At 37.6% G+C, this 13,827-nt stretch carries 11 protein-coding genes; 10 read left to right on the top strand and 1 reads right to left on the bottom strand.

Annotated features, from left to right (window positions below):
- Positions 1–41: 41 nt before the first annotated feature.
- The 4 genes from EM4838_RS13790 to EM4838_RS13775 all read left to right on the top strand — a co-directional run bounded on the left by EM4838_RS13790 (position 42) and on the right by EM4838_RS13775 (position 5,372).
- A complete protein-coding gene (locus tag EM4838_RS13790) occupies positions 42–1,406 on the top strand; it encodes a helix-turn-helix domain-containing protein (RefSeq protein ID WP_071867935.1) in 1,365 nt (454 codons plus the stop codon).
- Positions 1,372–1,836, top strand: coding sequence for a hypothetical protein (locus EM4838_RS13785; RefSeq protein ID WP_071867934.1), 465 nt, complete (start codon positions 1,372–1,374; stop codon positions 1,834–1,836). The genes EM4838_RS13790 and EM4838_RS13785 overlap by 35 nt, the downstream gene beginning before the upstream one ends.
- A gap of 225 nt (positions 1,837–2,061) precedes the next feature.
- Positions 2,062–4,494, top strand: a complete 2,433-nt coding sequence (locus tag EM4838_RS13780) for a hypothetical protein (protein WP_071867933.1) — start codon at positions 2,062–2,064, stop codon at positions 4,492–4,494.
- A 92-nt stretch (positions 4,495–4,586) separates the two neighbouring features.
- Positions 4,587–5,372 carry a class A sortase gene (locus tag EM4838_RS13775; protein WP_071867932.1) on the top strand — a complete coding sequence of 262 codons (786 nt, stop codon included), beginning with the start codon at positions 4,587–4,589 and terminating at the stop codon, positions 5,370–5,372.
- A 138-nt stretch (positions 5,373–5,510) separates the two neighbouring features.
- Here EM4838_RS13775 and EM4838_RS13770 read toward each other — a convergent pair whose 3' ends face one another.
- Entirely contained in the window at positions 5,511–6,998 is a 1,488-nt protein-coding gene (locus EM4838_RS13770) for a helix-turn-helix domain-containing protein (protein WP_071867931.1), read from the bottom strand.
- Between the two features lie 538 nt (positions 6,999–7,536).
- Here EM4838_RS13770 and EM4838_RS13765 point away from each other — a divergent pair.
- The 6 genes from EM4838_RS13765 (at position 7,537) to EM4838_RS13740 (ending at position 13,819) form a co-directional block, all read left to right on the top strand.
- Positions 7,537–9,864 carry a WxL domain-containing protein gene (locus EM4838_RS13765; RefSeq protein WP_071867930.1) on the top strand — a complete coding sequence of 776 codons (2,328 nt, stop codon included), beginning with the start codon at positions 7,537–7,539 and terminating at the stop codon, positions 9,862–9,864.
- A gap of 927 nt (positions 9,865–10,791) precedes the next feature.
- Complete coding sequence (locus EM4838_RS13760; protein ID WP_071867929.1) at positions 10,792–12,276, top strand: BglG family transcription antiterminator; 1,485 nt, start codon at positions 10,792–10,794, stop codon at positions 12,274–12,276.
- On the top strand, positions 12,266–12,676 hold the full coding sequence (locus tag EM4838_RS13755) for a PTS sugar transporter subunit IIA (RefSeq protein WP_071867928.1): 411 nt from the start codon (positions 12,266–12,268) through the stop codon (positions 12,674–12,676). Before EM4838_RS13760 ends, EM4838_RS13755 begins: the two co-directional genes overlap by 11 nt.
- Before the next feature lie 30 nt (positions 12,677–12,706).
- The gene (locus EM4838_RS13750) at positions 12,707–13,018 is read left to right on the top strand and encodes a PTS fructose transporter subunit IIB (protein WP_019722933.1); all 312 of its coding nucleotides are present in this window, start codon (positions 12,707–12,709) and stop codon (positions 13,016–13,018) included.
- Between the two features lie 15 nt (positions 13,019–13,033).
- Positions 13,034–13,483: a fructose PTS transporter subunit IIA gene (locus tag EM4838_RS13745; RefSeq protein WP_071867927.1), complete on the top strand. Its 450-nt coding sequence runs from the start codon at positions 13,034–13,036 to the stop codon at positions 13,481–13,483.
- Between the two features lie 21 nt (positions 13,484–13,504).
- Positions 13,505–13,819, top strand: a complete 315-nt coding sequence (locus EM4838_RS13740; RefSeq protein ID WP_010734014.1) for a PTS fructose transporter subunit IIB — start codon at positions 13,505–13,507, stop codon at positions 13,817–13,819.
- Positions 13,820–13,827 lie beyond the last annotated feature (8 nt).

The raw sequence follows: 13,827 nt of genomic DNA, 5'->3' as shown, positions 1-13,827 counted from the left end.
CAGTTCCTCTGTTACAAGCCAATGTAATGGAGGAGTTGAAGATGAATAGATACGAGTTAGAAAGTTGCATAAAAGATGTTCAAGCAGATGTGAAAGAATTTGATTTAGCCGATCAGTTCGTGATCGAAACTGGGGTAAAGCCCAAGACTGTAAAATATACACGAAAGACATTTGCGAACATCTCTTGTTTGATTAGCTGTTATGCGAGCCAAAGTAAGTTGACGCCGTTAATCAAGGCAGTACTTATGGAACAAGTGGAAAATACGTTTGATCTAGAAGACGTACTGTATGCTTCGCGGGCAACTGTTTATAAGATTATGGCTAAAGCAAATGAATTATTGGAAATTTTTGAGATAGAAATTTCTAGCAGTTGTCAATTCGTGGGAAAAGAAAGAGATATCCAATCGTTTTTGTATGGCTATTACTACACGCTTTATGGAGTAAATGCGTATCCTTTTACAGATAGTATGAAAGATGAATTGGTCGAAATCATTCATCAACTTTCTTTAATCACTCACTTTCTTGACGATGATCTTTCAAATTCTCAGCAGGTTAAGTTGCTGTATCGTTTGTTTGTTTTAAAGGTCAGAAATCATTTTGGTCATCATGGGGAAAAAATCGTATCAACCTGTCAAAAAAAAGAATTAGTACAAAATATCACAGAAGTATTGAATCCATATTTCCAAAACTTACAAGAATCAGAAGTTTACGAATTATTATACTTCATTAGTAGTGAAAATTTGTCTCCTTATTGTCAACTGGTGCAAACAGAAACAATAGAGATCTTGAACCAGAAAGTTATTCATAGCGTCTTAACTGAATTTCAAGCAATTACCTCTTGGGGTGTCACGCATGAGGTGACTAAGGAACTTTCATTGATTCATAATAAACTGTTGTTTCAGAAGCGGACAAATTTTGAAAATTCAACGATTCAACAATTTTCATTTATCAAAGAAAACTATCAATTAGCAGAAACACTTGCTTACCGAATCGTGCAAGAATTATTAGAATTTGAATGGTGTACGGATACTGTTAAGGCAAATTATGATGAATTAGCAAAAGAATATATATTTCTTTTTTTATCTAGTTTACCTATCGAACTACTTTCGCCTAAAGTAAAAATCGTGATCGATTTTTCCTTTGGTCAAAGTTACAGCCGCTACATTCAAGAACAAGTGGATGCTTTCGGTAAGTTGAATATCGAATCGTATATTGGAGCGACAGAAGAAGAAGCGGATATTTATATTTCAGATATGTTAAAGCTTCATAGTCATCGTCATCAGGTGATTTGGTTATCACCTCCTACATCTTCTGATTGGGAAAAATTGGGCGATTTGATTGTACATGTCAAAATAAAGAAGAGTGGGAAGAATGATGAAAAACAAACCGAAATTATCAATGAATAAAATTAGTAAAGGTTATCTTTATGCGGGTATCTTTTTGGTTCTTTTTCTTCAGACGAATTACACGGTAGCTCTAGCAGAGGAAGAAATACTTAATCCAGTCAATCCTTCCGAATCGGTTACACCAAAAAATCCAGAACATATTCAACTTCCAGAGGAAGCAACAGTAACTTCACCTGAGAAAAAACAAATAGAAAAAAATGAGGAAACAAAACAAGTCCCACAACCTCATGTGAACCAGCAAAAACAATTGAAAGAATCAAAAGCAGTAGTGAAGAAAGATGATTTTTTTCGTCCAGTAGAGCGTGTGGTACTAAATAAAAAAACGCACTCTACTGCTGGATCGAATGAAGATGCAAGAGTGGGAAAAACGAATACGGGGATGATGCTAGCAGCATTGTCCGGAAAAATGCTCTTTGGTATTGACGGATAGTGGGGAAAGATGACGTGACCAAAATGGCCAGTTGCTGCTAGTACAAAAATGTAGATAAAGTTGGGATGATGTTTGATAGTTACCATTTATTTAAAGATAAGTCAGCCAGTTCAGCACTGGTTTATCCAACATTGTTGAGATACTTGATTCTTGTGGGTGTAAGACAAGTTTAGATGATATTGAAAATACTAATTTAAACATACGAAGGTAAGTACGGAGATGAAAATGAAGATAGGGAAAAAAAGAGTAAGACAAAATCGAAATCGACTAACTGGTTTAGTGTTAAGTACGGTTGTATTTATTTCTGCACCATTGATCTCAATGCAAGTCAATGCACAGACGAAGGAAGTAGTGAATCAGGATATTAGTACAATCACACAAACTGATGATTATGGGGAAATTACAGGAGATGGTTCTCTGGCTGCGAGAGATTGGATGTCCTATTCTTCCAGAAAGAAATTTGGATCTGGAAACTATGAATATGAGGCAGGGAATATGCCAGATATTAATGGGACGTCCGTTGGGCTAAAAGCAGTCGATCCAGTATTTGATTCAACTGGAAAAGCCGTATTGACAAGTACGGATAATCCACCAGGAATGACCGTCAATTCGGAGATCAACACCAAACAAAAAAAAGGACCTTACGGGCAAGCAGCCATTTTTTTAGATGCGATGATTGATTGGACATCTGATTTTACAATGACCTATGGGATTGATGGAAGTACGGGTTATGGTAACAAAGGAACAGGGTTATACTTTGCTCCTTTACGAGCAGAAGATTGGTTAAATTATGAGAATGGTGGGACTGTGCCATTTCCGATGGGCGGCACGGTCTTGCCAACACTTACCCTAACAGGCCCTACATTAGGATATCTAATATCAGAAATCCCAAATGCATTTGGATTGAATGCCTCAGGAGATCAATTGAGCTCCATGAGAATGGCTTATGTAAATGTCGATCGATTGGGAGTGACTTATTATGAAGGCGGCGCTACTATGTTCGATCCAAAGAATCCAGGAAAGACATTTATTTGGAAAAAAGGAGGAAGTTCAACCACCTTAGCTAGTGGTTATAGCCAGACTATTGCAGAAAATGGTGTAGAAATTGCTACTCCTTCAGAAGATTTTACAAGTGCTACCTATAGTGTCAAATATACTGCAAGCTCCGGTTTACTCACGATTACTTCTAGTGCGAAACTTCCCAAAGGTTTTACTGGAATAGGGAATCTAGCATCTGCGGCAGTCGGATCGACGCCTGTTTTTCAAACAACCATACCTTCTCAGTTAAAAGGTCAGATATATTCATTGGGTATTGGCAGAAATACTTATTGGACGCTAGGAATTGGACATGGAAAAGCGGTCTCTTCTGCCGGTCAGTCATTTCCAGATTATCCTTCTCAACCGCTAACGACTTCGGTTAAGGTTGGTGATTACTCATTTGGGGTGGCGACTTCATCTGTTGAAGTCCACTATGTCGATGAAAGTGGGAAAAGCATTGCCACTAATACGACGATCAAAGCAAATGTTGACACAATGATCGGAGTAAACGGCTTGTCACCGGATGCGGCCAATGCGCGCTGGTCGTATGATGCGAAGCCAATCAGCGGCTATAGCCCAATTCGTGCAGAAGATGTATTGGTAAGTAAAACGGATAAGAACGTGCTGACCATTACGTATGAACAAAAGTCATCACCTGCAACAACCACTTTTGATTTTGCTTATGATCCGACAGCGCAACATACACCAAGTATTCCAAAAAGTATTCTTGAAAATGGGTATGTCGGCGATAAGATTTCGACGACAGAAGCACAAATTATGACTAATGTACCTCTTGGGTATCAAGTGGCAAAGGTAACATGTCCAGACGGCAGTGAGAAACAGACAATTGCTGAAGCATTGAAGAGCTATCCGTCGATGACACAAGAGAAAAATACGTTTACTGTCCAGTTAGCTCCACGTACAGATAGTATGGTACAAATTATTTTTGCGAAAATAGATCCGTCGCAAAATTTTGCGTTGCCTGAAACTATATCGTACAAAGGAACTACCGGGGAAAACCTACCAGACATTGTTAAAGATGTGAATGATCAAGTGGAAGACCACCTAATAATCAAGACTGTAACTGGTCCTAATGGCAAGACCTACGATAATATAACTGATGCACAAATGGAAAATCCGTATTTTGTCGATCAAGGCGAATTTATTGTCCATTTGCTTGATCGCGGGGAGATTAACTTGACTGTGCCACATACGATTGACTTTGGTCTTAATGAAGTAACGAGCCAAACACAGCGACTCGTAGGAAAGCTAGACGATAAGATTGCGGTAAATGACAGTCGAGATTCAAGTTATCAATCGAATTGGTCTGTGGCAGTGGCTCAAAGGGAAGCAATTCATGAAGTAGATGCAACTGGCCAAACTGTTTTGAATGGGATCTCTTTTGATGGTAGGCTAGGATTTTATGATGGAACAAGCAATCAATTTTTAAGTAGTAGTCCATTGATCATTTTTAATCAAAATGCACCATCTACTGGTCTTACAGATATATCAGATAGTTGGGTCAATCAAAGATTTTTCTTAGAAGCTCCTGTAATTAATCAAAAAACGAATACTCGTTTTACTGGAACTCTCAGCTGGTCCTTGATTTTAGCGCCTTAAAAAATCTTTCGAAATCACTCTGCTGAAATCACATGTAAAAAATGACAATAAACTGCAGTTAGCTTATTTTTGAACGAATGGAGGTAGAAACAATGAGTAGCAAGTATAGACCAACGGGATATGTAAAGAGCAATGTTACTTTAAAACTTGTGATCAGTTTTCTGTTGATGCTCTCACTCATACTTTTTGCTATTCCATTTTCAAAATATTTTATGATTTCGACACATGCACAATTGACACAGACGGCGTTTCGAACAAATTTACCAAAAATAATTGACGTACCAGAGAAGATCGAGCGCTTGAATGTTAAAGATATCTTTACGCATACAACAGAAAAAAATACCTCAGCAATTGGTCAGATAGTGATTCCAAATGTAAAGATCATACAACCGATTTTTGTTGGACTAACGACAAAAAATATGATCAATGGTGTTGTCGACTTGTTTCCTGAACGTGAACCTGAAAGAGGGACATTGACACTTATTGGACACCATGTAGGTGAGTATAATCTTTTGTTTGCTCGAATCGATGAGCTAAAAAAGGGAGATGTGATCTATGTTCAATATTTTGATCACTATTACCAATACTTGGTAGAAGAAAATACGGTGATTGATGAAAAAGACATTGATCAACTTGCGAATAAGGGAGCAGATTACCTTTTCTTAGTAACATGTGATCAAGTGCAGCAAACCTCAAGACGCGTGTTTATTCAAGCGCGAAAGGTCAAAGGGAAATCACCGAATGCTAGCCAGTTCAGCCAAACGGCTGCAACAATAAAAAACGTAGAAGGTCAGCAATATATCACTACGTTTCTGCTACCATTCATTAGTTTGATTCTTATAGCTACTTTCTTCTTGATTTTCGTTTGGCGTACGTGACTGAAGACACTCCAAAAAAGTTTATCAGCGTTATTGCCCTTTCGTTTGATAAGGTTTCAGTTGTACAGGATGGTGGATAATCGAGATTTTAGATAGATTAGGCTGCCAAACTTAGGTTTTGGCAGCTTATTTTTTATTTTATAACAAATAACCAAATTGTTTTTTTGTTCGAACTGCATCAATGAAATTCACTATTTCAAGCCATTGAGACGGTGTCGGTTTCACACTTATAAAAAAGATTTCTGCCTGTGGATTGAGTATTCGTCCCTCTTTTAGTGGAAAGTCACAAAAAATAATATCAGGAGATTGATCATACGCAACTATTTCAATCGGTCGAGGATTGAGTTTTATCAAGTAGCTACTTAGCTCTGTCTTATGGATTTTTCCGAATTTAGATAGTATTGCTACTTTTACCGGTTCATGGTGTATTTCAAGAACACACGACAATAGTTGGAAAAGCGACGAACGAAAAGACTGACTAGTAATGATCCGTTGCCATTTTTCTTCCTTCAATGGCATTTGTGCGATGATCTCATCTATGATTTTATGGTAATGGTTTCTAGTCGGATCATTAAAATCAAAGTACTCTAAGTCGGAATAAGGAGGCACAAACTCGTCACTGCCATAACTGAGAAAATAAGTCGTTCGATAGATTATATTGACGGAAAGAAAATCTTCTTCTTGTGTCGTTAATTTTCGTTTCATATGTTGAGATAACTGGTGGAAAATCGTTTGTTCAATTTTGTTGTATTCTTTGTTATAAAAGTCACGAAAAGGTGGTAATTTTTCTTCAAAACAAGTATAAGTTGGTACGACGGTAAACACATAGTACAGATAATTGATCTCAACTTCATTCAGATTTTTTTTGAAAAAAAGATTAGTTATTTCTTTTCCTTGTATTTGTTGTTTAAAAACCTCATAAGAAATTAAAGGATTTCTTACTTTAGCAATCACTTCTGGCAATTCAGTGATCATATAGCCATTTTTCAATCGATGTTGCGTGATTTTCATAAATAGATAAAGTTTACGTATGTCTTCATGAGAATGCATGGGGAGACATTCATGAATCATAGTTGCTAGAGCCTGAAAACTTTCAGGATATTCAGGGATAATTGGATCTTCTTCGTCATGTAAATGCCAGAACAGCGTAAAGAAAAAATGACGAGTACGATATTCATCGCCACTGATTTTCTTCTTAAACAATAAATATTCAAGTGAGTATTCTTTTAATAACATACGAATGGGTTTAAGTTTAGGTAGAACGCTTTGTTGATGCAGGTGGACGGATTCAGCAAAACGATCCAAATTCTGAAAATTTTCATTATAAATAGAGAGGAGAAATTTAAATCCTACGGTTTCTTTAAACAGTAGAATATAAACTTTGAGCAATAAAAATTCTTTTGAAAAATGAATAGACAATCCATGTTTGTCATATTGAAATTGAAAAGTAGGGTATTTTAATTTGATTTCTTCCACACTATTACCAATCGCTTTATAGCGATATTCTGAAATATTGAGTGCCTCTTGGATACTTTTTTTAGGATAGTATTCTTTTTTGTTTATGTAACAATATTGGAAGAATTGTATGATTTCCTTTTCTTTATAGTTGAAAAAATACTCTCTCATGCTCTCACCCCCATTGAGTTTATATCTAATTGAAAATAAGTTTTCTTTTACTCATATTATATAGATATATGAAGGGAAATCCTAATGTAATCTACACTTAATAAAAAAATTCTCATAAGGGAATATGTGTGCTACTACCAACTTCAAAAAAATGGTATTTCTTTTCTGGAATGTTTATATTATATCGTTTGTTCGAATGTTTTTTGTAGGAAGGATTTGAATCTTTTTAAAATGAATATCTGTGTGATATTTTCCTTTTTTTCAAAAAAAATATAATAATGACCGAGTCTTTTCTGCTACTATAAATCAAGATGAGTTTTAAATATGGTAAGTATTAGGGAACATAAGAAATATTCATGCGAGACATCATTTCTTTACATGAACATCTAAAAATGAAGATGAAAAAGTAGATGACAGGTAACGTTATATAGTGATTAATCAAGTGATTTATTAGATATTTTTTTGTTGTTGAATACATACCATAGTCTAAGTGAATTATGAAGTGGGTTAACTATCCCAAAGAAAGAAGAGAACATTTATGTACAAAAAGAAAAAAATACTGGCTCGAGTGATTGTTGGAATGTCAATTTTTTTCCTACCAACCCTTACTCTTTTGAGCCATAGAATTGAGCTGAAGGTCGAAGCTGCTGTAATTACTTCGGGAGCATTAGAACCTGGGGGAAATTCCGATACAGGCAACCATGAATTGGATAGCGGATTCCAACAGAATGCTAATAACTGGAATATCTTAGCTGGTGACAGCAAATGGTGGAAATGGGATCCTTCGGGAAATAATTATTTATGGTTAGCGAACTCAGTTAAAAATTCATGGGTGTATCAATCAATCAGAGCAACACTTGATTTTTCTAAACCATTAACAATCAAAACGCCCTATTGGTATGATAAAGCAGATGTCTGGAAAATGGGGGATGCATCGGGATTCTTTTTGACTCCGGCAAATAATGACATGATCAAACAAAATGCACCCAATGCAACAGGACAGCAGCTAGGAATTGCAGGCTTGAAAGATAGTTTCTTTATAGGACGTGATATTTGGTATAACGGAACATTTGATGGACCAAGTGGCACCAATAAAGGACAAGATAAAATTGAAATTCGTAAAACAGATGCTAATGGCGCAATCGAACAATCAAGTTCTACCACTGTGCCGTGGGTACAAATATCGGCACCGTTACAATTTCAAGGTTCAGGAAGTACTAGATGGAGTTCTGAAACGCAAACAATGACATGGTCAAATATTGTGGATAATAAAAATGGTACTTATACGGGTACACTGAGTCTTACTGCAGCGCCAGATAGTGGGTATAACAACAATGGCGCATACAAACCACAAACAATTTCAAGAACAATCACCCTAAAAAAGAACATGTCATTTGGGAGTTTAGCCATTACCGGAAATAACACAGGAGTCATTCAAGGAGCGAATGCTTCTAAGAATGCATCGTTCTCTGCAACACGCGGAACAGTTACTTTCCCGGTGAATTTTATTGATAAAACGACGAATCAGCCAATCAAAGGTGTAACTGCTGCGAAAATCACTGCGAATACTGGGGATACGATTGGTGTAACAAATAGTCTCGCAAATGCATCAGATAATTACACATTTGTTGTGCCTAGAATCAATGGCTATAATTTTTCTTCTTCTACTTCAATCAAAGTCGCAAACTATGATGAATATAATGAAGCAAACCCTAATGCAATCAATGTGTACTATTCACCGATAGCCGAAACGGCGGATTTTAAGACATACTACACTGAAAAAACACCAGGAACGGGTATTGTCACAGATGCTATCACTGGGTTAACTGGAGGCGATCCGTCTTCAACTATGATAGTAACAGAAGGAGTAGCGGCAACTTTACCGGTCCCAAATCCAGCATTGGTTACCGGTGATTTTGGTCATTCAATTACGAATATTCCTTCGTTGACTGTACCAGCTGGCTATAAAGTGGATCATATCGTGGGGCCAGATGGAAAGAATGGGCAGACATATCCAGATCTAGCTTCTGCGATTGTAGCTAATCCTACATTTGATGACCTATCGAATAACAAGTGGGCAAACCATTTTAGTATTTATCTGACAGCTGAACGTGCCTCTGCGAGCTTTTCCTACAATTATGTCGATAGTACGCGAGCTGTAGCACCAAGTTTACCAGACATTCCTTCTGAGGTAGGTGTAACTGGTGGGGTCATCAAAGATCCTAGCGAGCAGTTACCTGAACTTCCTGCTGGTGTCACAATCAAAGATGTGACAGCACCTGATGGAAACACGTATGGAAGTCTGAGTGAGGCTTTAGCCGCTGGGGCGAATAAGTACTACCAAGCAGGCACTGTAGCTTTTACTCTAAATGTCACAGCGCCGCCAGCTATGCCAACACTTGATGAAGTACCAACTGTTGAGTTTGGCACACAGACATTGAAATCGGGAACTCACTCATACGGCAGTGAGACACAGACGGGTTTAAAAGTCACCGATGAATCCTATACAAACAAAGGTTGGCACGTTACAGCATCAATGTCACAACAATTTACGAGTGATACAATGGCTGATTTGGAGACTGCACCGTTCGGTACATTCTTAAAAGGTGCAAGTATCAGTTTTCATGCAGGCACTTTAAACACAACGACAGAGAATACTGCAAAAGCACCTCAAGCGCTTGACTTTACATTACAAGAAGATGGTGCTGCGGTTTCTGTCATGGATGCCGCCGCTGGAACTGGTCAAGGTGCTTGGGAGTTAAGTTATGAAGATGTCCAGTTGCAGGTCGATGGCGATAAAATAGCGGTAGGAAAACCTTACCAAGCGACCATCAATTGGTCATTAAGTGATGTACCAGCAAATTGATGAGAAATACCGTTTTTCATTGCTGTTAAAAGCGGTAATCCTCAAAAAATCAATATTTAACAATCAAAAAATTGAGGTGGGACGGTAGTTGTTAATCTCAATAAATAAGGTGATATCCATAAAAATCATTGGAATTTTTATGGATATCGCCTTATTTGCATGGAAGCTATCTCTGTGACAGATTGTGTATCCGATAGTAAAGACATTACGTGATTTGTGAGTCCACTTGTTTAACTTATTTGTAAATCATGAGTTTGGTAAGAAAGTTATCTTATTTAATAGTGATAGTTATTTTAAAGCTGTGAGGTTGTTCAAGTGATTTAAGTTGGAATTACGATTAAATCAAGCCAAATGAGGGAAATAAAATCTCTTATCAAAAATATTTCAAAAGGATATTTATGATGTTCGCTTTAAAATTGATGAGCAAAATGTTATGTTTTCATATAGTTATCTTTAGTTTCAAAAAATATAACTATTTGGTTGTTAAAATAGCTGACCTTCAAGAGTAAGCTGAAAAATAAAAAATATGAAAAGTTATTTTCTGATTTTCCATCTTACTGCTCAGGTCAAAACGCTTTTCTCACAACCTATGATAAACGGTGTTCAAGAAGCAACACTTCAATAATAAGCCAAAAAAATCAAAAATGAAAAAGCCATTTTCGATTTTTCTGTCTTATTACTCAGTGCTGAACGCTTCTTTCACAACCTAGATAAACGGTGTTCGAAAGCCAGCTCCTTCAATAGTAAGTCGAAACGTGAAAAAATATGGAAAGCTATTTTCCCACGTTCCGCCTTACTATTCGGAGCTGACCGGCTTTCTCACAACCTTGTGTAACCGAATACATTTTGTCCGCTGCAAGGGACATTATGTAGTGAAGCAGAATAAAAAAAATCGCTTATGATAAAGATACGGGGGGGGATAGAGCTATGACTAGTCAAATGGATCGAGGGAATAAATTAACGCTTCTTTTATCAAAGCAAAGAGATTATGTTACTGCTGAAGTGTTGGCAGAGTTAATGAGTACCTCTACCAAGACGGTCTACCGCTTGGTTAAAAAAATAAATGACGAGTTTCCGAATGGGCCACTGATTTTGTCTGAAAAGGGTCGGGGGTACAAACTGGATTATGAAAAATATATTGCACAGACGAACCAAACAATTGTGTCTTCTGTGGAAGTGCTACCGTCAGAACGGCAAAATAATGTGATGGAAGAATTATTATTATCCTCGCCGAAAGCCCTTAAAGTCATTGATTTGTATCAAACCTATTATGTTGGTGATTCAGCGATCGCGAATGATGAAAAAATCATTGCGGAACGGATTTCAGCGTATGATCTGCAATTGATCCGTAAAAATCGGACATTAGCCATCGAAGGAAAGGAAGAGAATATCCGTCGAGCGATCACTGAGTTGATTCAACGATTGAATATTTTCGATATTGATGAAATCGCTTTATCGGATGAATTCGACTTCAATCGGTATGATGCGAATTTTGTCATCGAACAGATCAAGCTGATTGAAAAGAAATTAAATGGCACGATTCCTTACCCATATAATATCAATATTTTCTCCCATCTATACATTGCGGTACGCCGCGCAAGAAAAACGAATTATCAAGCCACTGGAGAAAAATTAACGATGGAACAATTACAAGTTTTAGATAATGAATCTTTGATTCGCGATATTGCCATCGAAGTGATCCGCCAAGTGGAAGTGTATTTGAAAACGAAATTACCAGTAAGTGAGATCTACTATCTCTATCAATATTTACTTTCTTCCAGAACGGATAATAACCAAGCTAAAACGCAAACGTTTACAGAAGAAGTGTTGGAGATTACTTCTTATTATTTGTACCAAGTAGGTGAGAAGCTGAATCTCAATGTAGCGAATGAGATGATTTTTACAGATCTTGCTAATCATATCAAACCTTTGGTCAATCGATTGCGTCATCAAATCAGAGTGAAAAATAGTTTGTTGGATCAAATCCAATTAACGTATGAAACGATTTTTAATGCTGTTGCTGAAGTGTCGGAACAGGTGAGTCAAACGTTTCAGTTACCAACGATCACACCTGATGAGATCGGGTTTATCACCTTGTATTTTGCACGAATGATCGAGACGCACCAATTTCCGATCCAAACACTGATCATGTGTACAACAGGCGTAGGGACTTCTGAATTATTGAAGGTGAAGTTAGCCAAAAAATTTCCTGAACTAGAGATCGTGGATGTGATCAGCACTAAAAATTATCAATCGGTGTTAGAAAAGACGCCAGGAATCGAGTTGATTTTAACGACAGTTGGGTTGAAAGAAGCGTTTCCTGTTCAATCTTTGATCGTTAGTGCGATGTTGACCGCTGATGATCAGTCAAGAATCCAAAAGAAAATCGAGGATATTTATCATGATAGATAATTTCGTAGAAACATTCGATCAGATTGCATTAACGTCAAAGGCAGAAACCTATGAATGGGTCAGTCAACATGTCTTTCCTGCTTCAAAAGAAGAGGCACAAGCGATCCAACAGGCATTGTTTCAACGAGAAGCGGTAGGAGATATCCAAATTGAGGAAGGCGTGATTTTACCTCATCTTGAACATCCAGCGTTAGCCAAAACACAGGTCTGGGTGATTCGTCCCCAACAGCCAATTACTGAATGGTCGGAACGAATCTTACAAGTGGAATTGATCATCGTTGTCTTACTAGCAGAAAACGAAACACTGGCAGTCAAACGACAGCTTGCTGATTTTATGCGACAACTGGCTGATCCTGACTATCTAGATGAATTGAAAGCAGGTAATTTCACAGAACGATAAACATACTATCAAAAATTGGAGGAACCAATAATGAAAATCGTTGGAGTAGCAGCATGTACAGTGGGTATTGCCCATACGTATATTGCACAAGAAAAATTAGAGAATGCAGCGAAAAAAGCGGGTCATGAGATCCATGTCGAAACCCAAGGAACGATCGGCATTGAAAATGAATTGCCACAAGAAGCCATCGATCAAGCCGATATCGTGATTCTAGCAGTGGATGTCAAGATCAGTGGACGGGAACGTTTCGAAGGAAAGAAAATCATCCAAGTACCAACAGAGATCGCGGTAAAATCACCAAACAAATTAATCGAAAAAGCAATGGAAGTTGTCAGTAACTAATGAGGAGTGAGGAAAATGGAGATCAAAGAAATCATTGATCCAACAATCATCAAAACGAACTTAAACGGAAAAACGAAAGATGAGGTCTTGTATGAATTAGCCAATCGTTTATATGAACAAGAATACATTACGGATGTCGAAGCATTTGTGAAAGATATTTATTTGCGAGAAGCGCAAGGTCAAACAGGGATCGGTAATTATATCGCTATTCCACATGGAAAAAGTGCGTATGTGAAGAAGGTCGGTGTGGCGATCGGGGTGACCGAAAATGAAATCCCTTGGGAAACATTAGATGGTAAGGGCGTGAAAGGGATCATCTTGTTTGCAGTCGGAGACGATACGGAGGGCGCGCAAAAACATTTAAAATTGTTGTCCTTATTTGCCCGTAAGTTAGGAAATGATGAAGTGGTGGAACGTTTGATTGCTGCAAGAGAAATCGATGAAGTAGTTGCTGCATTTGGCTAGAGAGTGAGGAGGAAGAAAAAAATGAAAATCGTTGGAGTAGCAGCATGTACGGTGGGTATCGCTCATACGTACATTGCGCAAGAAAAGTTGGAGAATGCCGCAAAAAAGGCAGGGCATGAGATCCATGTAGAAACACAAGGAACGATCGGGATCGAAAATGAATTGACGGCAGAGCAAATCAGTCAAGCAGATGTCGTGATTTTAGCTGTAGATGTCAAAATCAGTGGTCGTGAACGTTTTGAAGGAAAACGAATCGTACAAGTACCGACAGAAGTTGCTGTAAAATCACCGAGTAAGTTGATTGAAAAAGTAGAAGAAGTAGTCGTACAACAATAATTACCAGA

It is taken from the genome of Enterococcus mundtii (assembly GCF_002813755.1).
In the GTDB taxonomy this organism is placed as follows: Bacteria; Bacillota; Bacilli; order Lactobacillales; family Enterococcaceae; genus Enterococcus_B; species Enterococcus_B mundtii.
The sequence above is the reverse complement of the archived record's forward strand: the minus strand, read 5'-3'. Positions and strand labels throughout refer to the sequence as shown.